The sequence below is a fragment of the Rubricoccus marinus genome (genome assembly GCF_002257665.1).
GTDB classification, from domain to species: domain Bacteria; phylum Bacteroidota; class Rhodothermia; order Rhodothermales; family Rubricoccaceae; genus Rubricoccus; species Rubricoccus marinus.
Window position 1 is genome coordinate 82,834 of record NZ_MQWB01000001.1, and the last position, 21,327, is coordinate 104,160.

The window sequence follows — 21,327 nt, forward strand, 5'->3', positions numbered from 1 at the left end:
GTAGGCGGAGCCAGCGGAGCGAAGAAATCGGGCGGGGCCGTACTCGATGCCACCAGATCGCCGCGCTTCGCTCGCGATGGCACCGGTTGCGCGATGACACCGGTTGGGTGGCGCCAGAGGCCTCTGGAGGGGCGCTCTTACGCATCACGCAGCACGCATTACGTAGTACGCATCACTACAGGTGTCGCCCGGCTTTGGCGCCGAGCTTCATGAAGTCCATCAGCTTGATGTGCTTTTTGCGCACGTCGCGGAGGATGCGGGTGGCCTTGCGGGTGGGGCGGTTGTCGACGGTAAAGAACTCCCGCCCGAAATCGCACGCCATTCGGGGCAGCGCGCCGGTCATGTGCGGCGAGTGGAGGAGGTGAACGGCGCCCTGGAAGGCCTTCATGTCCTGCATGACGTAGCTCTCGTCCAGCCTCTGGCGGTAGGGCGCGAGCGCGGCCTTGGAGGTGTCGCCAGAGGCGACGGCGCTGATCGCGGTCTCGGCGGCGAGGATGCCCGTCCGCATGGCGTAGTCCATGCCCTGGATGGCGCGGCCCGCGTTGAGGACGAGGTGCGCGGCCTCGCCCGCGATCATGAGGCCGTCCATCGTGAGGTCGCTCGGCACGCCGCGGATGTCGCCGGTGGAGACGACTTTTGCGCTGTACTCCACGACCTCGCCGCCGCGCACCATGTCGGCCACGGCGGGGTGCTCCTTGAACTCGTTGAGCAGGTCGTACGGCGTGCGGCCGGTCCCCCGCATCGCCTTCATGCCGATCACCAAGCCGACCGAGAGGCTCTCCAGGTTGGTGTAGAGGAAGCCGCCGCCGTCGATGCCGTCGGTCGCGGCGCCGACGAACTCGTTGGTGAGGCCGCTGCGGCCCCGAAGCTGGAAGCGGTCCTCGACGGTCTCGCGCCCGAGGCGGATCACTTCTTTGACGCCGACCGCGACGTGATCGGCGGGCACGTACTCCTTCTCCAGCCCCACCTGCCGCGCGAGAAGGTTGTTGACGCCCTCGGCCAGGATCACGCACTTGGCGCGAAAATCCTCGCCGCCCGCCCGGATGCCTCTGGCGACGCCGCCCTCGACGATCACGCTCTCGACCAGGATGTCGGTCGCGAGGAAGGACTCGTCCGGGTGGTCGCTCTCGCCGATGGCCTCTTCGACCTTGCCCGCGAGCCACGCGTCGAAGCGCGAGCGCAGGACCGTGACGCCGGTGTAGGGCGGCGTGTCGAAGTGGTCGCTCTTGAAGTCCAGCGAGAAGCTCGCGCCGGGGTCCATCAGCGAGAGTCGCCGGTGGTTGACGAACCGCTCCCAGCCCGCGTCCTCCTCTTCCCAGTAATTGGGCACGAGGCGGTTCAGGTCGGTCCCCCAGAGGACGCCGCCCGACACGTTCTTGGCGCCGCTCCACTCGCCCCGCTCCACGAGCAGGAACTTGGCGCCGCCTCTGGCGAGCGTCATGGCCGCCGACAGTCCGGCGATGCCGCCGCCGACGATGATGCAATCGAATTCCTCCTCCATGGGACGCCTCTGCAGAGGCCGGGTTGGTAGAACCGGGAGCGCTTCCATCGCGCTTTCAGTCTCGGGTGAAAGCTAGCGCCAGAGACCGGAGATTGCCGAGGAGATGCACGTTTTGGACCCGCGCCAGAGGCCTCCGCCCGAACACGTGCGCCTCTGGCGCGCGAGGCTGCCTCGTGAAGGGAGGCAACGGATGGCTCAGGCGCGCGCGGCGTGCCGTACGCTGTAGAACTCCACGCCACTCGCCATGACTCGGCTCCTACCCCTCGCGCTTCTTTTCGGGCTCGCCGGTTGCGGCCTTTTCGACGCGTTCGACGCCGACCGCGGCAGCTTTTCCGCCACCGTCCGCGGCGATCAGAGGTTCGACTTGGACGGATCGGCGTACTACGTCCTTGTCCAAGACGACCCGCTCACCACTGGCATCATCCTCACCGACACCGACCTGCCAACCATCGAGTTTCGGTTCGAGGGCGGCTCCGTTCGGGGCACGCTGTACCACATCCCGGCCGATGCGAGCGCCACGTTCGAGCTCGACCGCTACGACGGCGCCCCATATAGGGCCTCTGGCGGAACGGTCGAGATCCTGCGGGTGAGCGATACCGAAGCGGCCGGGGAGTTCTCCTTTACCGCGACGCGCGGCGCGGAGTCGATCACCGTCGAGGGCGAGTTCGTGGCCGAGCGCGAGGCGGAGTAAGGTTCTGGCGCCAGCGCCAGAGGGCGTTTCGCCAGAGGCTACGACGTGGCGGCGGCCTGCCGGCGCTTGCGGTCGAACGTGCGCTGCTGGTCCGTGCCGGGCGGCACCTCGTACGGGTGCGCGGGCAGGTCCACCACGCGGAGCGAAGGCTTGTCTCCGTTCCACTCGAAGCGGGCCGGCGGTCCGTCTACGGGCTCCTCCCCATCGCCGAGGACGAGAACCGTGGTGCCCTGCTCAAGGACGCGGCCGTTGGCACTCGCGAGGCCTCTGGCGCCGGTTCCGGCGGTGGTGCGCCACGGCTCCGCCCAGTCGTAGATCCACTTCGCGTCATCGGTGATCAGGCGCACACAGCCGTGGCTGGCGGGCTCGCCGATGGGCATCCGGTACTGGTGGACGTGGATGCCGCGCTCGTGGTAGAAGTTGAACACCCAGCGCATGCGCCAGCGCTCACCGGGAGGCGAGAGCGTGGAGATGCGGTCCAACTCTTTCCAGTTGAAATTGTAACGGCCCGCCGGCGTCTGGCTGTCGATGGCGCCCGTGTTGACGAGGCCCCAGCGCTCCAGGTCGCCGTTCTCGTACGCAGCCCACGCCTGCACGCCCTTGTCGATGATGAACAGCTTGTCGAACTCGGCCGCGCCCTCGTAGCGGCGCGGAAACGGCGCGTAGGCGCGCGGGTCCAGCCCGAGATGCGTCGGGAGCACGAGCGTATCGCCAATGCTGAGGTCGTTGAGGTAGATGCGGTTGAGGAACTGCACCATCGCGAGGCGCTCCTTGCCCAGGGACTGGTCGCCGTCGCCCGCGGCCCGGTAGAGGTCGGCACGCGCGAAAATGGAGTTGCCCGTCTCGTGGTCCAGCACGTAGGCGTTCCACCCCACCTCGGGGATCTCGGCGAGCTCCTGACGGACGCCGTAGAGCAGTTCACCGATCTCTTCCTGATCGTAGAGACGGCCGGGCGATTGGGCCACGGCGCCAGAGGCGAGGCAGAGGAGCAGAGCAGCGAACGCGGTGCGCATCACGAGGGGAAGGGGAGGTGGGAGCCGAAGAAACGCAGACCGCCCGCCGTTGGGTGCCAAGGCCGGCACTTCTTCACAGCCTGGCACCGAAAACCGGCCTCTGGCGTCCATAGGCGTCCCTGATGGTTTGGTGAGGGCGCGCCCTGGACTGCGCTCAAGGCGCGGGAATGCGTCTCTGGAGGCTCTCCATCCCCTCGCCAGAGGCTACACCGCCACGAGCCACCACAGGTACCCCGCGTACGCCGTAAGCAGCACGAAGCCTTCCCAACGGCGGGTCTTGCCGCCCGAGAAGAGGAAGAACGTCGTCAAAACGGCCATGCCCAGCATGACGGCCATCACGGGCCACCCGATGCCTTCGGAGTAGATCGGCGCGGCGATAGCAGCGGGGCCGATTACGCCCAGGATGTTGAACACGTTCGAACCGATGGCCCCCCCAAGCGCGATCTCGCCATGGCCACGGGCCGCGGCCACGATTGTCGTCGCCAACTCCGGCAAGCTCGTGCCGATGGCGACAAGCGTGAGGCCGATAATGGCTTCGCTCACGCCCAGCGTTTGCGCGATCGACACCGCGCCGTCCACCAGGTATCCCGCGCCCAAGACGAGCATCGCGAGGCCTCCGAATACGAGGCCTACCTGAAGCGCCACCTTCCAAACCGGCGCTGCCATTGCGTCCTCGACCGCGATGGGGAGGTCCTCGGAGGCTTCGCGCGCCGCTTTGGTCTCGCGGCGCGAGCTCATCACGCCCCAGAACGTGTACAGCACGATGCCGCACGCCAGGATGCCCCCCTCGAAGCTGCTCAGCACGCCGTTGCCCAGAAACGCCCACAGCAGCAGCATTGAGCCGACCATGACCGGCACGTCGCGCGTGAGGAGTCGGCGGTCCACCGCCAGAGGCGACAGCGCGGCGCTCACCCCCACGATCAATCCCAGGTTGGCGATGTTCGAACCGATCACGTTGCCCAGCGCTACGGGCCCGTTGCCGCCGATCGCCGCCTTGACGCTCACCACCAGCTCCGGGCTCGACGTGCCAAAGGCTACAACCGTCAACCCGACAACAAGCGGCGTGATGCCAAACCTCAGCGCCAGCGCCGCCGCTCCTCGCACCAAGGCCTCTGCCCCCGCCACCAGCAGTACAACGCCACCGCCCATGTAGAGCAGGCTTTGAGTCAGGGTCATGGGGTGCGGTTCGGAAGGCGAGGGAAACTAGGCCTCTGGCGTGCGCGGCAGGGCGAACACTCCGCGCGCGGCGAGAGATCGGCCGGAGCCCCCTCACACACAAAGCCTCTGGCGTCAGATCCCTACACCGGGATTGTCGCCAGAGGCTTCAAAAAACGCGGGCCGGCTCAGGCTTTTGAGACCGCGGCCGGTGAAGAGGTGCGGAGCAGCACATATCCCACGACGCCCGAGACGAGCGACGCGACGAGGATGCCCAGCTTCGCGCTGTCCAGCAACGCGGGGTCCGTCGTAAACGCGAGGTTGGCGATAAAGATGGACATCGTGAAGCCGATGCCGGTCAGAAACGCCACGCCGACCATCTGGCGCCACGAGACGCCCTCGGGGAGAGAAGCGAGGCCGGTGCGCACCGCGACCCACGCCAATGCCAGCACGCCCACAGGCTTGCCAACGATGAGGCCCGCCGCAATGCCGAGCGCGACGGCGTCGGTCAGCAGGGCGCCGGCGCCGGCGCCGAGCGCGACGCCTGCGTTGGCTAGAGCAAAGACCGGCATCACGAAAAACGCCACGAAGCCATGAAGCCCGTGCTCCAGTCGCGCCAGAGGCGTTTCAACGGCTTCGACGCTCTCCTCAAGCGCGTGCAGCGCGTACATCTGCTCGCCCGTCGGCTCAGCCTGGCCGGGCTTCATCTTGTCCGCGAACGTGGCGAGATAGCCCTGCGCGCGCTCCAGAAACGCCGGGGCGTCGATGATGCGCGAGGCGGGGATAGTCAGCGCCACGAGCACGCCCGCGACCGTCGCGTGGACGCCGCTCTTAAGGAACGCGACCCAGATCACGAGACCGATCAACGCGTACGGCCACGTTTTGCGCACGCCCAGCTTGTTCAGGACGGCAAGCAGCGCAACCAGTCCAACGCCCAGCGCGAGCGCTCCCAGCTTCAACTCGGCCGTGTAGAAGAGGGCGATCACCATCACGGCCATGAGGTCATCCGCGATCGCGAGGGCGGTCAGGAAGATCTTCAGCGCCAGAGGCGCGCGCGTGCCCAGCAGCGCCAGCACGCCGAGCGCGAACGCGATGTCGGTCGCCATCGGCACGCCCCAGCCCGCGATGCGCTCCGGGCTTCCGATCCCGGCGTTGACGGCCACGTAGATAAGGGCCGGGATGGCCGCGCCACCGACGGCCGCGATCACGGAGAGCGCTGCCTTTTTCGGGTTGGACAGCTCGCCCACGAGCACCTCGCGCTTGATCTCCAGCCCGACCACAAAGAAGAAGAGCGCCATCAGGCCGTCGTTGACCCACAAGAGCAGCGGCTTCGAGATCTCGAACGAACCCGCGCCAACGGTGACGTACATGCCCCACAGATCCGCGTACGACGCCGCGAGCGGGCTGTTGGCCCACGCGAACGCGACCACGGCGCAGAACAGGAGCAGGATGCCGCCAGCGGCTTCGGTGCGGAAGAAGTCCTGGAAGGACGAGACGAGGGTTCTCATAAGCTTGGGAGTGAGGGCGCCCCGCGTGTTAGGGGGCGCGCCTCTGGCGCGCGCGCCAGAGAAGGGGGGAAGCCTCAGGACATCCGAGGCGAAACCAAACGGCGGGAGCGTGTCCCGCCAGAAGCCTGCGCGAGGCGCTAGACCCGAGCCGTGCGTTCAAGGACCACGCAGCGCCCCAGCCAGTCCCGCTTCGGGCACGGCTTCGCTTTGGTGACGCAGAGGACGAGGGGGCGCATGGTGCCTCCCACGCCTAACCCGTTGTACGGATTCGTGAAAGCGGCTTCACACGTCCTCCGTGAAGGCGGTTTCATGGATCGCCTCTGGCGCTCCACCTGCGTTGGCCGCGCCTTCAGATTTCTCAGCCACATGGCCGTTGAGCGCGGTCGCTAGAGTGTTCGTGTCGGCGTGGTGCTATTCGTGGCAGAGGGCTCGCCGTCCGTGACACCGCGCGCACCGCCACAGCCGCGGCGCCGTTGGCGGTGTGCTTCCCCGCGACCCGAGGCGCTGCATTTCTGCGGCGGCCTCTCGCTGAGATCCCCACCTGCTCGCTTTATGACTCGCTTCGTCTTCGGCTCCAACCGGCTCCGCATGGGGCTGCTCCTCGTTCTCCTGTTCGCCGCCTCGTTGTTCGTGGCTCGCGCTGCCGTTGGCGTGATCGGCCGTGCGTTCGCGCCAGATCACCACCGCGGTTCTCATGCGCACGCGGCGCACACCTCCCACGGAGAGGGGCATCATCATCGGCGTCACCACCGCCGATAGCGATGGGCCTCTGGCGCCAGAGGCGGCCTAGTACCCGCGCGATGCGCCGGTGCTGTCTCCTGGCGCGACGCGTCGCATGCGGGAAAACGGGTAGCCGCCACAGCCCGTGCGCGGGACGGAGGGATCCGCGTCGCCAGAGGCAGCAGCGGCTCCGGGTGTCGGTGCGTCGTAGACGCTGAGGCAGAAGGCCCACTCGTACGGCGCCATGCCGGCGAGCGGGACCCAATCGATGCGCGTCCAGAGGCCGCCATCGGTTGGGTTGGCCGCGTCGTTCTGCGCGATGAGGTACCGGTCCTCTGGCGCCCACCGCACGATGCGGTAGTGGGCGTTCGGGCGCTGGACCCATTCTCGGTCCGTGATCTCGTACGCGATGCCGTAGTCGTCCACGAACGCGCCGAGAAGCGCCGCCGGAGCGCCAGAAGCCGTGCGTGGCGTCGCCTCTGGCGCCGACGCGCAGCCGGCGCAGAGCGCGGCGGCACACGCGAGGACGACCCCGCGCGCTAGGGCGCCAGAGGCGGCCGTCACTTGGCGACGGAGATGCTCCTCACTTCGCGGATCACTGTGACACGGATCTGGCCGGGGTACTCCATCTCGCGCTCGATGCGGTTCGAGATGTCGCGCGAGAGGCTTTCGGCGATGGCGTCCGAGATGGCCTCTGGCGAGACGATCACGCGGAGCTCGCGGCCGGCCTGAATGGCGTAGGCCTGCTGCACGCCTTCAAAGTCCGTCGCGATGGATTCCAGGTGCTGCAGGCGCTGCACGTAGCGCTCCAGCGCCTCGCGGCGGGCGCCGGGGCGGGCGCCAGAGGCGGCGTCGGCGGCCTGCACGAGCGGCGCGATCAGCGACGACATCGGCACCTCGTCGTGGTGCGCGCCGACGGCGTTGGACACGTCGGGGTGCTCCTTGTAGCGCATCGCGAGCTCCATACCTGCGATGGCGTGCGGCGATTCCAACGGCTCCTCGGTCACCTTGCCGATGTCGTGCAAGAGCCCGGCGCGGCGCGCTTTGCGGGCGTCCAGACCCAGTTCTGCGGCCATCACGCTGGCCAGCTTGGCCACCTCGATGGAGTGCGCGAGCAGGTTCTGGCCGTAGCTCGCGCGGTACCGCATCCGGCCCACCATGCGGATCAGTTCGGGGTGGAGGCCGTGGATCTCCAGGTCCAGCGCCGCCTGCTCGCCAGAGGCGATGATCTCCTCTTCGATCTCGGCGCGCGTCTTTTCGACGACCTCCTCAATCCGGGCCGGGTGGATCCGTCCGTCCGCCAGAAGCTTCTCCATCGAGAGCCTCGCGATCTCGCGCCGGACGGGCTCGAAGGCGCTCACGAGCACGGCGTCCGGCGTATCGTCCACGACGACCTCGACGCCCGTCGCGGCTTCGAACGCGCGGATGTTGCGGCCCTCGCGGCCGATCACGCGACCTTTCATGTCCTCACGCGGGAGCGCGATGGGAGAGACCGTGTGCTCGATCGTCGTCGGCGCGGCGAGGCGCTGGACGCTTTTGATGATGAGCTTTTTGGCCTCGCGGTCTGCCGTCAGACGGGCTTCATCGCGGGCGTCCTTGACGAGGCGCGCGGCTTCGAGCTTGGCGTCGCGCTCCATCTCGTCCATGAGCCTCTGGCGGGCCTGGTCTCGCGAGAGGTCCGCGACGGCTTCGAGCTTGTCGAGGTGCTGGCCGACAAGCGTTTCGAGGCGGAGTTCCTGCTGCGCGAGGGCCGCACTCCGCTCCTCTACGTCCTTCTCGCGCGTGGCGACTTCTTGCTGACGCCGGGCGACGCCGCTGGCGCGCGTCTTGACGGTTTCGGCGAGCGCGGCGGCGTCCTCCTGGCTTTTCGAGGCCTCGGCGGTGAGCGCCTCCAGCGCGGCGGACGCCTGGGCGAGCGCGGCCTCAGTCGCGGTGATGCGGTCACGGCGGGCGGCGAGCTTCTGGCGGGCCGATTCCAGCTTGGCCCGGATGGCGGCGTGCTTTTCCTTGGCCTCGGCGGTGCGCTGCTCAAAGCGCGCTTTCCGCTCGCGGTACGCCTCGCGGTCCTCCTTGAGCACGTCGCGCTGCGACTGCAGGTCGGCGCGTGCCTGGTTGAGCTCGGTTCGGGCCGCCTCGGCGTCGGCGCGGGCGCCAGAGGCCGTGGTTTCGGCGGCGCGGATGCGCTCGCCCATGCGCGCCTCGGCCACGCGGCCTCCCCACCACCGGCCAGCGACGATGCCGAGCACGAGGGCAAGCAGGGCAGCGGCGAGGACGGGCAGGAGGGGATCCATGGGCGGGGGAAGGGGCCGCTAGCGCGAACGCCCCGTCCAAGCCAAGGCTGACGGGGCGCTCGCGTGCGGCGTCGCGCAAAAAAAGAGGACCAGCCCGCAGCCGTGGACGAGAAACCTACTCGTCTAACACAGTGGGTGCCCGCCGAGCCCTCACGCCTTCCGCGGTCCCCACGCAAGCGTGGGGTGATCCCCGAGGGGAATGCGGCCTGGCAATCAGACCCTGGAGCGTGGCGCCCGCTTTATTTCTTGTTCAGGTTCCCATACGGTGGCCACGAGCCGGTCCATGGAATATCGCCTACGCCCGTGCGCTGTTCCGCGCCGCGGCGGCGAAATCCCCGTGCCCTCGCGCCGGGCGGTCGCCTCTGGCGCGCAGAAAAGGCAGGCCTCTGGCGCCAGAGGCCTATTCGGGCGAGGGCGTGGTGGCGCCGTCGCCCGAGGTGGGGCGGCGCAGGGCCTCGTCCAGGCGCTTCGAGAGGTCTTTGGCCTCTACTTCCACGCGGGCCCGGAGCTGGTCGATCTCGGCGCGGGCGGCGAACAGCTCCTCGGCCATCTCCAGCGTGCCGATGATGGCATGCGTGAGGTCGGGCTGGTGCGGGATCCCGCTGCGGATCTGGCGCAAGCGTCCGTCGACGTACTTCGCGAGGTGCAGCGTGTACGCCTCGTCAGCGGGGGCGACGCGGAGCGGGTAGTCCCGGTCCAGGATGCGCACGCGGATCGAGCGCAGGGGCGCGTCGCCGTGCGGACTGGGGTTCAGCGAGCGGGGCGGGGTCTCACTCATCGGCTCTTGTCCAGCTCGGCGGCGAGGGCCGCATCCACGGCGTCGATAAAGCCTTGGATGGACGCGCGCAGCTCGGCGGGGTCGCGGTCGCCGAGCTGCAGGCCGGGGCCGCTGGCGTCGCCGATCTCGGCCACGCGCTCGGCCAGCCGGGTGTTCTCCTGCCGCAGCCGGAGGATCTCCTGAACCGCCGCCTCCACGCGCTCGCGCAAGCGCGCGAGGGCGCCCCCGTCGCTCGGCGGCGCGGGATCTATCGGCGGGGAGGGGGGAGCGGCCTGGCGGTCGGGCTCCATGAGGGGGAGAGCGGCGATCCGCAGCAAGATAGGGCGTGTGACCTCACGTGTTGCAAGAGGGCCTCTGGCACCAGAGGCCTACGCGCGCAGCGTCGCGCCGTGCTGGTGCTCCAGGGTGCGGACGATCTTCTTAACGCGGCCGTCCACCTCCTTGTCGCGGAGCGTGCGGTCGGCGCCGAAGACGAGCGTGAATGCCGCGCTCTTCTTGCCCGCCTCGATCCGGTCGCCGGTGTAGAGGTCGAACAGGCGCACGTCCTGAAGCAGCGGCCCGCCGGCGCGGCGGATCGTCTCCGCCAGAGGCCCGACAGGCTGCTCGGCGTCGAGCACGAGCGCGAGGTCGCGGTCGACGGTCGGGAAGCGCGAGATCGCTTCGTAGCGCGTGAGGCCTCTTGCGGCGACGCGGGCGACGGCGTCCCAGTCGAGTTCGGCGGCGAAGAGCGGCGCGGCGAGGTCGGCCGCCTCCGCCACCGCATCGCTCACGCGCGCGATCACACCGAGGCGCTGGCCTCTGGCGGAGAGCTCCAGCGCGTAGGCCGTCAGACCCGAGGGCTCGCGGCGCGGGGTCTCCTCGATGCCGGTCACGCCAGAGGCAGACAGGACGGCCATTACGACGCCCTTGAGGTCGTAGAAGTCGGACGCGCGGGTGGGCGCGTCCCAGCGCTGCTGCTGTGCGAGCCCCGAGATCGCGAAGGCGAGCGCGGTGTGCTCGGCAAAGCCCTCGACGGGCTGGCTGGCGTCCGTGCTGCGCGCGTAGACGTGCCCGCTCTCGAAGAGGCGGAGGTCGGACGCGCCGCGCTTCTGGTTGTAGGCCGCGGCGTTGACCAGGCCATGCAGCAGACTCGGGCGCATCGCCGCGATCTCCTGCGAGATCGGGTTGAGCGTCTCGACGGTCCGCGTTTCCTGCCCGGTCCAGTCGGCGCCCGCGTACCGCTCGGCGGTCTCGGACGGCACGAGGGAGTTGGTGAACAGCTCGCGGAAGCCCAGCGCGGCGAGTTGTGTTCGCGCAGCCGCGAGAAGCCGCTCGGCCGGGGCCTCTGGCGTGGGCACGAGCGCGACCGGCGCCGTCCGCGGCGTGGGCACGTTGTCGTAGCCCCAGAGCCGCGCGATCTCTTCGATCACGTCGACCTCGCGCTCCACGTCGGGGCGGAAGGGCGGGACGACCACGCGGAGCCCGGCGCCAGAGGCGTCCGACGCGGCCTCGGCGACGTGGCCGCTGGCGAAGGCGCCGTCGGCAAAGGCCTGCAACGTGTCCGCGCCCGATTCCGCCACCTCGAAGCCGATGGCCTGGAGCAGCGTGATCATCTCGTCGTCGGCGATCTCGGCGCCGATCAGCATCCGCGCGCGCTCAGGGCGCACGGTGACAACGGTCGGCTCGAACCGAACGGGGTTCTCGTCGATGGCGCCAGAGGCGACCGTTCCGCCGCCCACCTCGGCGATCAGCGCGGCGGCGCGAGAGGCCGCACGCACCTGAGCGGTTGGGTCCACGCCGCGCTCGAAGCGGTAGCTGGCGTCGGTCTGCATGCTCAGCGCCTTTGCCGCGCTGCGGATGCGCGCGGGGTCGAAGTACGCGCTCTCGATCAGCACGTCGGTTGTGCTATCAGAGACTTCGGAGTTGGCGGCGCCCATTACGCCGGCCACGGCCACAGGCCGCTCCTTGTCGCAGATGAGCAGCGTGCCCTCGGGGAGTTCGCGCTCCACGTCGTCCAGCGTGGTCACCTTCTCGCCGGCTCGACTCGCGCGGACCCGGATGGTATCGCCCGCGATGTGCGCGAGGTCGAACGCGTGGAGCGGCTGGCCCATCTCGTGGAGCACGAAGTTGGTCACGTCCACCACGTTGTTGATCGGGCGCACGCCGATGGCCTCCAGCCGCTCGCGGAGCCAGTCCGGGCTGGGCGCGACGGTCACGCCCGTCACGAGCATCGCCGCGTAGCGGGCGCATCCGTCTGTGTCCTCGATCTCGACCGTGATGCGCTCATTGACCTCGCCAGAGGCCTCTGGCGTGTCGACTTGGGGAAGCGTCAGAACCGTGTCGGTCAGCGCCGCCACGTCGCGGGCGACGCCGATGTGGCTGGCCGCGTCGGGCCGGTTGGGCGTGAGCGCGATGTCGTAGACGATGTCGCCGGGGAGCGCGATGACCTCCGCCAGAGGCGTACCGGGAGTGGCGTCGGTGTCAAGCACGAGGATGCCGTCGTGGTCGTCTCCGAGGCCGAGCTCGTCCTCGGCGCAGATCATCCCGAAGGATACCTCGCCGCGGATCTTGCCCTTTTTGATCGTCACCGGCGTCGGCTCTCCCGTCTCGCGGTCGGGCAGCATGAGCACAGTCCCGACGGTCGCGACCGGCACCATCTGGCCCGCGGCCACGTTTGGCGCGCCGCACACGATCTGGACGGGCTCGCTCTCGCCAGAGGCCTCTGGCGAGCCGCCGATGTCGACGGTGCAGACGCGCAGGCGGTCCGCGTTCGGGTGCTGCTCCGCCGTCAGCACGCGCCCGACGACGACGCCGTCCAACGAGGGGCCGGAGACCTCCATGCCGTCGACTTCGAGGCCCGCCATCGTGAGCAGGTCCGAGAGCGCCTCTGGCGAGAGATCAGGCTGGACGTAGTCCTTGAGCCAGTTGAGAGATAGGTACATAGGTACGGGGTACTGGGTACGAGGTCAGAGTCGCAGCCGTACCGCGTACCCTGTACCTCGTACCACGTCAGAACTGACGGAGGAAGCGCTGGTCGTTCTCGTAGTAGAGCCGGATGTCGTCCACGTCGTAGCGGATCTGCGCCATGCGCTCGACGCCCATGCCGAAGGCGTAGCCGGTGTACCGCTCGCTGTCGATGCCGACGGAGTCCAGCACGTTGGGGTCCACCATGCCGCAGCCGAGGATCTCGAGCCAGCGCCCGCCGCCGGGGAGAGACTCGTCCTCCCACCACACGTCGACCTCGGCCGAGGGCTCGGTGAAGGGGAAGAAGCTGGGGCGGAAGCGCATCTTCGGTTCGCCGCCGAAAAACGCCCGCGCGAAGGCGAAGATGACCGCCTTGAGGTCTGCGAAGCTCACGCCCTCATCGATCACCAGGCCCTCCACCTGGTGGAACATGAAGTAGCTCTTGAAGCTCACCGCCTCGTTGCGGAACACGCGGCCGGGCGCGATCACGCGGATGGGCGGCCCACCGCCGGAGCGCACGGCCTCCTCCATCACGCGCACCTGGACCGGCGACGTGTGCGTGCGCAGCACGATGCCACGTCCCTCTGGCGCCGGCGGCTCCAGGAAGAACGTGTCCTGCATGTCGCGCGCCGGGTGGTTCGCCGGGAAGTTGAGCGCGCTGAAGTTGTGCCAGTCGTCCTCGATCTCGGGGCCTCTGGCGACCGCGAAGCCGAACTGCGCGAAGATGTCCTGGATGGACTCCAGCGTCTGGGTCAGCGGGTGCAGCGAGCCCGGCGCCAGAGGCGCGGGGATGCGGCCGGGCAGCGTGAGGTCGAGGTCGGTCGCCTCGGCACTCGCGCCAGAGGCCGCGCTCTGCATCTCGTCCAGGCGCGCCTCGGCGCTCTGCCGCAGCGCGTTGAGCTTCTGGCCGACGGCACGGCGGGCCTCGGGCGGCACGCTGCCGATCTTGCCGAAGAGCGCCGTCACGGCGCCAGCTTTGCGCCCGAGAAAGCGGACGCGGAAGGCTTCGGCCTCGTCGCCAGAGGCGAGCGGCGCGGCGTCGATCTCAGCCTGGAGGGCGTCGATCTCGGCGTCGAGAGGGGTGGCGGTGTCGGACATGATGCGGGATCCGGAATGCGTGAGGGCAGCGGCGCCGAGCCTCTGGCGCCAGAGGCCTCCGACGGGCGGGGTCGCATCCTGAAACGCAACCCGCTCCGCCCGCTGGCGCGGGCGCCTCCGCAAGGGAAGGCATCGAGGCGTGGGGTCGAGTCTCGCTCTGCTACGCGTGCGGCGCCAGAGGCTCCCGTACGCATCACGCATTACGCATCTGACCCCGAAACAAAAACTCCCGCCAGACCGAGGTCGGGCGGGAGCGGGCAGATCGAGACGGAGGCGCTAGGCCGCCATCTCGACCACAGCCTTAAAGGCTTCCTTGTCGCGGACCGCGAGGTCCGCGAGGACCTTCCGGTTGAGAGGGACGTCAGCCTTTTTGAGGCCGGCGATCAGACGCGAGTACGTCGTGCCGTGGACGCGGGCGCCAGCATTGATGCGGGCGATCCACAGGCGCCGGAACGTGCGCTTGCGGGCGCGACGGTCACGGTAGGCGTACTGCATCCCCTTCTCGACGGAGTGCTTGGCAACGGTGTAGACGTTGCTGCGGCGGCCCCAGTAGCCTTTCGCCTGCTTCAAGAGCTTGCGGCGACGGCGACGGGAAGCCACGAGATTTCGTGCGCGTGGCATTTTGGTTCTCCTGGTTGGGGGTGGGATTCACGCCACGGACGGGTGTCCTGGCGCGAGGGGAAAAACGGGCGGAAGGCCCAGCCTCTGGCGTCCGCTTAGGACGCGAGGAGCCGCTCCATGCGCTTCTGATCGACCTTCGAGACGAGCGTGCTGTCGCGGAGGTCGCGCTTACGCTTGGGCGACTTCTTGGTCAGAATGTGGCTGGTAAAGGCCTTCATCCGCTTGATGCGGCCCGTCCCGGTGCGCTTGAATCGCTTCTTGGCACCGCTGTTGGTCTTCATCTTGGGCATAATCGGGGTGCCCCGGGGGGCGCTTAAACGTGGGCCTTTCGGACAAAACGGCCGCCCGAGCACGAGGCACGGGCGGCACAGATCGAGCGGCAAAACTAGAGGTGCGCGTCGCGCGAGAGGCGCAGGCGGCGCATCTTCACGCGCTATTGAGCCTCTGGCGAGAAACGAGAGCGCTTCTGGCGCCAGAGGCGGGCCTGCTAGTCCTCGTCGGAGGAGGGCGCGGGCTTGCTGCCTCCGGCTTTCTTCTTCTCCGGCGCGAGCATCATCGTCATGCGGCGGCCCTCCATCGTGGGGGCCTGGTCCATCTTCGAGATGTCCGCGAGGTCCTCGGTGAACCGCTCCAGGATGTCGAGGCCCTGGTCCTTGTAGATGATGTCACGTCCGCGGAACTGAACCCACGCCTTGACCTTGTGACCCTCTTCCAAGAACTCGCGCGCGTGCTTGGTCTTGAAATCGTAGTCGTGGTCGTCCGTACGGGGACGGAAGCGGATTTCCTTCAGTTCGCCCTGCTTCGCCTGCTTTTTCCGCTGCTCCTTCAGCTTTTTCTGCTGCTCGTAGCGGTACTTCCCGAAGTCCATGATCTTGGCGACGGGCGGATCCGCGTTGGGCGAGATCTCGACGAGGTCCATGCCTCGGTTCTGGGCGATCTCGATGGCCTGCGCGAGCGGCAAGACACCGACCTGACCCTCTCCGTCGGCGATAACGCGCACGGTGTGGGCCTGGATCTGATCGTTGATGGGGGTCTGCGGCTCGCGGCGGCGGGGCTGCGGCTTGGAGCGTCTACGGCGGGCTATGATGCTGCGGGGTTGGTGAGAAAAGCTGGGCGCCAGAGGCGGCTGTGTCTCCTGTAAATAGGGCGCCACGCTTCAACCTACGCCCCTAGACCGAACAGGTGCCCGATCCAGACCAGTTCGGCTCGATTTCGTCCGGTCTGCGCCAGAGGCCGGGGCCGCGTGCCCGCGCGGAGGCCTCTGGCGAGGGAGCGCGGTGCGAGGAAAGAGCCCCGCGTGAGGTCGTGGAAACGGCCGTGCGGCGTGTAGCTTGGCGCATGGACTTTACCGCATTCCCCCTCCGCATCGGCACCGTCACCGAGGCCGTTGCCGCCGCCGACGCGCTCCGCCTGACCATCGATTTGGGCGGGGACACCCGCCACGCCATCGCGCGGATCACCGAGCGCTACGGCCCCGACGATCTCATCGGCCGCCAGGTCGTCATCGTGCTAGACCCGCCCGGCGCGGCCTCTGGCGAGGTCATCGTCCTCGCGGCCGTGAGCGCGACCGAGGGCGCCGTGCTGCTCCGCCCCGACGCCCCCGTCCCCAACGGCACGGCCGTCGTGTGAGGTGCGTGCGCCGCATAGGAGCATGACTCGGTGCGGCCGCGCTTCCTGTACTCCATGTCTCCCACCGCCTCTCTCCATGCGACGCCTTCTCACTCTCGCCGTCCTTTTTGCCGCAGGTAGCGTCGCCTCTGGCGCCCACGCCCAGGTCGGCGTGGACTTCACGCTCGGTCCCGTGGTCTCGTGGCCGGGGGACGTGCAGGGCTTCACCTTCGACCCGGACGATCCCGAGATCGACCCGTCCCAGATGCAGACGTACGAGTTCAAGCCAACGGTGGGCTTCGAAGCCGGCCTGGGCCTGATCGTCATGCCGAAAAATGTGGGAGTGCGGCTCGGCGTGCATTACCTCAACACGTCAGCCGTGTTCGACGAGCAAGGTGGCTCCTTCGAGCGCGACGCCTTCGAGGCCAACTTTGTAACGCTGCAAGCGGACCTCCGCGTCGGCAAGCGCGTTGGCCCGGCGACGCTGTACGCGTTTGGCGGCCCCGAACTCCGCTTTCTGGTAGACCTCTCCGATGAGGACGTGACGTTCGCGAGCGTCCGCGAGACCTCCGAACTGCTCAGCACGGCCGCCAAGTTCGGCGCGGGCGTGACGCTCAACGTCTTCGGCACCAAGTTCGGTCCCAAGGTCAGCTACGCGCTCGGCCTCTCGGACGTGGAAAGCGGTGACGTGATTGTGGACAACGGCACGGACGAGATCGCGCTCCGCCTCCCCGACGGCTACGGGCTGGACACGCTCCTCTTCGGCATCGTCATCGGCGGCCGGTAGCCTCTGGCGGCGCGAGGGGCGCGGCGTAACGGCGCGAGGCGTCGGCCTACCTTGTGCGCCATCCTTCTGGCTTCGCCGTGATCCGTCTTCTCTTCGCGCTGCTCCTCGCCTCTGGCGCCAGAGGCGGGCTCGCGCAGCCGCTCCCCGACGCGTTCCCGGCGCTGCCCGGCTTTACGCAGCCCATCGACATTGTCGCCGCGCCAGAGGCGGGACGGCTTTGGGTGGCCGAGCGCGACGGCGAGATCTGGGCGTTCGACGAAGACCCGGCGTCGGCGTCGCTCAGTATGGTGGCCGATCTCCGCGGTCGGATCGGGCCTCTGGCGCAGGACGGCGGGCTGCAAAGCGTCGCGGTTCACCCCTCGGACGAGTGGCTGGCGGCCTACATGGTGCTCCGTTCGGGGGGCGCGTTCGAAAGCGCCGTGGTGCGGTACGCGATCCGCGCCGATGGGACGCTTGATCTAGCCTCGGAGCGCGAGATCCTGCGCGTGCCGCAGCCGACGGGGCTGCACAACGGTGGCAAGATCCTCTGGGGCCCTGACGGGATGCTCTACGTCCCGCTCGGCGACGGCGGGCTGGCCGAGGGACTGAGCGCGAACAGCCAGGACCGCACCACGCTTCTCGGCTCCGTTCTCCGCCTGGAGGTGCCTCTGGCGCCAGAGGCCGAGGGCTACACCGTTCCGGTCGACAACCCGTTCGTGGGCAACGCCGAAGGGTGGCGCGAGGAGATCTGGGCGTGGGGCCTGCGAAACCCGTGGCGCTCCAGCTTCGACGCCAGCGGCCGGCTCTGGGTGGCGGACGTGGGGCAGAACACGTGGGAAGAGGTCAACACCGTGGAGCGCGGCCGCAACTACGGGTGGGACGCGATGGAAGGGCCGCTCTGCTTTGCGTCTTCGTGCGAGGCGTTCGACGCACCGGTCTTTTCCTACCCCCACAATTTCGAGACAGGCGGCGTCTCCATCACCGGCGGGCTCGTCTACCGCGGCACGCGCGCGCCGGGCCTGGTGGGCCGCTACGTCGCCGTGGACCTCATCACGCACCGTCTCTGGTCGCTGGACGCCGACAATCCTGCCGACGTAATCGACCACGGCGTCGTGGCGGATAACGCGTGGATCGTGGCGTTTGGCGAAGGCACCGAAGGCGAGCTGTACGCCGTCTCGTACTCCCAGGGCCGCGTGCTGGACATCGGTGCGTGGGCGGCGACCGACGTTGAGGCTCCGCCCACATCCGAGCCTCTGGCGCTGCGCGTGGCGCCCAACCCGGCCCGCACCGCGGCTACGGTGGTGTGGGGCGCCTCCGGCTCGCCGGTCTGGAACGGCTCCAGCCACTTCGCGCGCGTGGACGTGATCGACGCGCTCGGGCGGACGGTGCAGACCCACGCGCCTCTGGCGCAGGCCGGGCGGCAGCTTCTGGACCTCGCGCCGCTGCCGCCGGGCGCCTACGCCGTCCGCGTGGCGCTCCCAGAAGGCACAGCCGTGACGCGGATCACCGTCGCGCGGTAGACGCAGCGCCAGAGGCCCCGCCTATCTTTGGCGCGGTCTCTCCCCGCTGCCGTGATTCGCCGCCTCCTCCTCGCCGCCGTTTTCCTCGTCTGCGCCTCTGGCGCGAGCGCCCAAGAGCGCCCTACGCTCACCATCGACCTCATCACGCAGGATCCCGCGACGTGGATCGGCGACTGGCCCGAGGCGCCCTACTGGACCGACCGCGGCGACCGCCTCTACTTCACGTGGAACCCGGCGGGCCGCTTTCCCGGCGACTCCCTCTTCTCCGCCGATCCCTCCGGCGGCGACCCCGTGCTCGTGAGCGCGCCAGAGGCCCGCGAGCTTCCGCCGGCGTACGGCGGCCTCTGGCGCGACCGCCTCGCGTACTCGCCTTCGGCCACCGAGCGCGTGTTCGAGCGCGGCGGCGACCTCTGGCGCTACATCATCGAGACGGACGAGATGCAGCGGCTCACGCGCACGACGGCCCGCGAAAGCGGCGCGCGGTACTCGCCCGACGGGCGCTCTATCGTCTACCGCGAGGGCGACGCGCTCTACGCGATGGATCTCGACTCGGGCAGCGGCGCGTCCTCTGGCGTCGTGCGCCAGCTCACGGACCTCCGCCGTGGGAACGAGCCTAAGGACAAAGCGCCGAGCGATCAGGACGCCTATCTCCGCAGCCAGCAGACGCGCCTGCTCGACGTGATCCGGCGTGGTGTGGAGCAGGACTCGCTCCGCCAAGCCGCCCGCGAGCGCGAGGACCGCGCCAGAGGCCTCCCGCCCACGCACTACGTCGGCGACGGGCGCATCGGCGACCTTCGGATCGACCCGACGGAGCGCTACGTCACGTTCACGCTCTCGCCCAGCGGCTCCAACCCGACCACGCGCATGGTGGACTACGTCACCGCCAGCGGCTACGCCGAGGAGATCACCGCCCGCGCCAAGGTTGGCGCCGAGCGGACGGCGAGCACGCTCTGGGTTCAGGACGTGGAGCGCGACAGCGTCTATAAGGTGGACCTCAGCACGCTGCCCGGCGCGTTCGTGGCCGCGGACTTTTTCCGCGAGAAGGGCCAGGAGACCGACTCCAGCCGCGTCGCCTTCGCCATCGGGCCGGACTGGAGCCCGGACGGGCGCTACGCCGTCGTCGAGGTCCGCACCATCGACAACAAGGACCGCTGGATCGCGCGGCTGGACCCCGCCTCTGGCGCGCTCACGGTTCTGGACCACCAGCGTGACGAGGCATGGATCGCCGGACCCGGCATCTCGTGGTGGGGCGGTGGCAGCGAGGGCGGGTGGCTCCCCGACGGCCGCACGTACTGGTACAAGAGCGAGGCGTCTGGTTGGAGCCACCTCCACACCGTGGACGTGGCCTCTGGCGAGACGCGGCAACTCACCTCTGGCGAGTGGGAAGTCGAGTCCGTGCAGCTCACCCGCGACGGCACGGCGTGGATCCTCCAGACCGGGGAGGCCTCCAATGCCGAGCGCCAGATCTACCGCATGCCTCTGGCGGGCGGCACGCGCCAGAGGATCACGCGCCAGCCCGGTCGCTACGACGCCGCGCTCTCGCCCGACGACCAGACCCTCGCGATGCTGTTCTCGACCGCGAACCAGCCGCCAGAGGTCATGGTCCGCTCGGCCTTCCCGGCTTCGCCAGAGGCCCGGACCGTCACCGACTCGCCGAGCAACGCGTGGCGTGCCTATCCATGGCGCGCGGCGGAGATCGTGGAGATCCCCGCGAGCGACGGCGCGGGCGTGCCGGCGCGGATCTACCGGCCGGAGAACCCCAACGGCGCGGCCGTCTTCTTTGTCCACGGCGCGGGCTACCTCCAGAACGCGCACAACTGGTGGAGCGGCTACTACCGCGAGTACCAGTTCCACAACATGCTCGCAGACGAGGGCTACGTCGTCCTCGATCTGGACTACCGCGCGAGCGCGGGCTACGGTCGCGACTGGCGCACGGCTGTCTACCGCCACATGGGCGGGCGCGACCTGCAGGACTACGTGGACGCGAGCCGGTGGGTCGGAAGCGAGTTCGGCATCGAGCCTGAGCGCGTCGCCATCTACGGCGGCTCCTACGGCGGCTTCCTGACGCTTATGGCGCTCTTTACCGAGCCCGAGCACTTCGGCAGCGGTGCCGCCATGCGGAGCGTGACGGACTGGGCGCACTACAACGACACGTACACCCGCAACATCCTGAACTCGCCGCTGGAGGACCCCGAGGCGTACCTCCGCTCCTCGCCCATCGAGTTCGCGGACGGGTTGGAGGACCCGCTCCTGATGACGCACGGGCTCGTGGACGACAACGTGCAGCCGCAAGACATCTTCCGCCTCTCGCAGCGCCTCATCGAGCTCGGCAAGCGCGATTGGGAGCTCGCCATCGCGCCCGTAGAGCCGCACGGCTACCGCGAGGCGAGTTCGTGGGCGGACAAGCTCCACCGCATCCACGACCTCATCGAGATGACGGTCGGCCCAGACGCGCCAGAGGCGGACACGGAGGGCTGAGCCTCTGGCGCGAGTGGCCTGCGCGGCTCTGGCGCCAGAGGCACTTCGGAGGGGACCGCACACGCGGCGCCGGCCTCTGGCGTTGAGCGCATCCCTCTCCTTACTGTGCCGTGCTTTCCCGCCTCGCTCTTCTTCCGCTCGTCGCTCTTGCCGGTTGCGGCGTGCTCACCGACTCCAGCTCTGTCCAGCGCGTAAGCGCGGAGGGTGCGGAGCTACTCGCGGTGGGCATAGGAGAGCGGGGGCAACTCCGAGCGGCCTTCCGCTACACCGGGGTCGCGCCAGAAGCGGGTTGCTACGCGCTTTCTGGCTACACGGTCAGCACTGGAACGCCTGGCAGCGCGGTGCGCAACGAGGCCCTCGTCAAAGACGTGCTCGTCCGTGGCTCCGATGACCCATGCCCGACGCGTTCGGCGCGTGTGATGATCGACTCCCTCGATGTTGCCCTCCCGTCCCCGCCTCCGGGGACCTACCGGTTTTTGTTCGAGCGCCGAGGCGAGGACCCGCTCTCCGTCACCGTCCGCGTCGCGGCCGATACCACCGTCGTCGGCACGTAGACCGCCTGAACCCAAGTGCCATCGGGACCAGCGTCGCGACTTCGTGACCTGCCTGACGGCACGAGGTCGCCGCGCTTCGCTC

The 21,327-nt window shown here is 69.0% G+C and carries 20 protein-coding genes; 7 read left to right on the forward strand and 13 right to left on the reverse strand.

All coding sequences use genetic code 11. The features are described from left to right. Positions 1-175: 175 nt before the first annotated feature. A complete protein-coding gene (locus BSZ36_RS00325; protein ID WP_218827493.1) occupies positions 176-1,549 on the reverse strand; it encodes an FAD-dependent oxidoreductase in 1,374 nt (457 codons plus the stop codon). 196 nt (positions 1,550-1,745) lie between these two features. Here BSZ36_RS00325 and BSZ36_RS00330 point away from each other — a divergent pair, with 196 nt between their 5' ends. Next, on the forward strand, positions 1,746-2,192 hold the full coding sequence (locus BSZ36_RS00330) for a hypothetical protein (RefSeq protein ID WP_094545182.1): 447 nt from the start codon (positions 1,746-1,748) through the stop codon (positions 2,190-2,192). Between the two features lie 38 nt (positions 2,193-2,230). Here the strand turns inward: BSZ36_RS00330 and BSZ36_RS00335 are convergent, their stop codons facing one another. The 3 genes from BSZ36_RS00335 to nhaA form a co-directional block, all read right to left on the reverse strand. Next, a complete protein-coding gene (locus tag BSZ36_RS00335; RefSeq protein ID WP_143536692.1) occupies positions 2,231-3,205 on the reverse strand; it encodes a L,D-transpeptidase in 975 nt (324 codons plus the stop codon). Between the two features lie 204 nt (positions 3,206-3,409). Beyond that, entirely contained in the window at positions 3,410-4,381 is a 972-nt protein-coding gene (locus BSZ36_RS00340) for a calcium/sodium antiporter (protein ID WP_094545184.1), read from the reverse strand. A gap of 167 nt (positions 4,382-4,548) precedes the next feature. Next, a complete protein-coding gene (gene nhaA, locus BSZ36_RS00345; RefSeq protein ID WP_094545185.1) occupies positions 4,549-5,868 on the reverse strand; it encodes a Na+/H+ antiporter NhaA in 1,320 nt (439 codons plus the stop codon). Between the two features lie 661 nt (positions 5,869-6,529). Here nhaA and BSZ36_RS19955 point away from each other — a divergent pair. Continuing rightward, complete coding sequence (locus BSZ36_RS19955) at positions 6,530-6,658, forward strand: hypothetical protein (protein ID WP_281253125.1); 129 nt, start codon at positions 6,530-6,532, stop codon at positions 6,656-6,658. Here BSZ36_RS19955 and BSZ36_RS00355 read toward each other — a convergent pair. The 9 genes from BSZ36_RS00355 to infC all read right to left on the reverse strand — a co-directional run bounded on the left by BSZ36_RS00355 (position 6,655) and on the right by infC (position 15,439). Beyond that, positions 6,655-7,152, reverse strand: a complete 498-nt coding sequence (locus BSZ36_RS00355; protein ID WP_094545187.1) for a hypothetical protein — start codon at positions 7,150-7,152, stop codon at positions 6,655-6,657. The two genes, BSZ36_RS19955 and BSZ36_RS00355, sit on opposite strands and share 4 nt — an antisense overlap. Next, positions 7,149-8,879, reverse strand: coding sequence for a ribonuclease Y (gene rny / locus BSZ36_RS00360; RefSeq protein ID WP_094545188.1), 1,731 nt, complete (start codon positions 8,877-8,879; stop codon positions 7,149-7,151). The genes BSZ36_RS00355 and rny overlap by 4 nt, the downstream gene beginning before the upstream one ends. Positions 8,880-9,279: 400 nt before the next feature. Continuing rightward, positions 9,280-9,657 carry a cell division protein ZapA gene (locus BSZ36_RS00365; protein ID WP_094545189.1) on the reverse strand — a complete coding sequence of 126 codons (378 nt, stop codon included), beginning with the start codon at positions 9,655-9,657 and terminating at the stop codon, positions 9,280-9,282. After that, positions 9,654-9,947, reverse strand: a complete 294-nt coding sequence (locus tag BSZ36_RS00370) for a hypothetical protein (protein WP_094545190.1) — start codon at positions 9,945-9,947, stop codon at positions 9,654-9,656. The genes BSZ36_RS00365 and BSZ36_RS00370 overlap by 4 nt, the downstream gene beginning before the upstream one ends. Positions 9,948-10,025: 78 nt before the next feature. Further along, positions 10,026-12,578, reverse strand: coding sequence for a phenylalanine--tRNA ligase subunit beta (pheT, locus tag BSZ36_RS00375; RefSeq protein ID WP_094545191.1), 2,553 nt, complete (start codon positions 12,576-12,578; stop codon positions 10,026-10,028). Between the two features lie 67 nt (positions 12,579-12,645). Beyond that, the gene (pheS, locus tag BSZ36_RS00380; RefSeq protein WP_094545192.1) at positions 12,646-13,698 is read right to left on the reverse strand and encodes a phenylalanine--tRNA ligase subunit alpha; all 1,053 of its coding nucleotides are present in this window, start codon (positions 13,696-13,698) and stop codon (positions 12,646-12,648) included. Positions 13,699-13,974: 276 nt separating this feature from the next. After that, positions 13,975-14,319, reverse strand: a complete 345-nt coding sequence (rplT, locus tag BSZ36_RS00385; RefSeq protein ID WP_094545193.1) for a 50S ribosomal protein L20 — start codon at positions 14,317-14,319, stop codon at positions 13,975-13,977. 95 nt (positions 14,320-14,414) lie between these two features. Beyond that, a complete protein-coding gene (gene rpmI / locus BSZ36_RS00390; RefSeq protein ID WP_094545194.1) occupies positions 14,415-14,609 on the reverse strand; it encodes a 50S ribosomal protein L35 in 195 nt (64 codons plus the stop codon). 197 nt (positions 14,610-14,806) lie between these two features. After that, a complete protein-coding gene (infC, locus tag BSZ36_RS00395; protein ID WP_425442692.1) occupies positions 14,807-15,439 on the reverse strand; it encodes a translation initiation factor IF-3 in 633 nt (210 codons plus the stop codon). 218 nt (positions 15,440-15,657) lie between these two features. Between infC and BSZ36_RS00400 the strand changes: the two genes are divergently transcribed. From BSZ36_RS00400 to BSZ36_RS00420, 5 genes are all read left to right on the forward strand, one after another. Further along, a complete protein-coding gene (locus BSZ36_RS00400; protein WP_094545195.1) occupies positions 15,658-15,948 on the forward strand; it encodes a hypothetical protein in 291 nt (96 codons plus the stop codon). A 76-nt stretch (positions 15,949-16,024) separates the two neighbouring features. After that, entirely contained in the window at positions 16,025-16,714 is a 690-nt protein-coding gene (locus BSZ36_RS00405) for an outer membrane beta-barrel protein (protein ID WP_094545196.1), read from the forward strand. A 77-nt stretch (positions 16,715-16,791) separates the two neighbouring features. Continuing rightward, the gene (locus BSZ36_RS00410) at positions 16,792-18,213 is read left to right on the forward strand and encodes a PQQ-dependent sugar dehydrogenase (protein ID WP_179270943.1); all 1,422 of its coding nucleotides are present in this window, start codon (positions 16,792-16,794) and stop codon (positions 18,211-18,213) included. A 51-nt stretch (positions 18,214-18,264) separates the two neighbouring features. Continuing rightward, on the forward strand, positions 18,265-20,691 hold the full coding sequence (locus BSZ36_RS00415; protein ID WP_218827495.1) for a prolyl oligopeptidase family serine peptidase: 2,427 nt from the start codon (positions 18,265-18,267) through the stop codon (positions 20,689-20,691). 110 nt (positions 20,692-20,801) lie between these two features. Then, positions 20,802-21,245, forward strand: coding sequence for a hypothetical protein (locus tag BSZ36_RS00420; protein ID WP_094545198.1), 444 nt, complete (start codon positions 20,802-20,804; stop codon positions 21,243-21,245). The last annotated feature ends 82 nt before the right edge of the window (positions 21,246-21,327 follow it).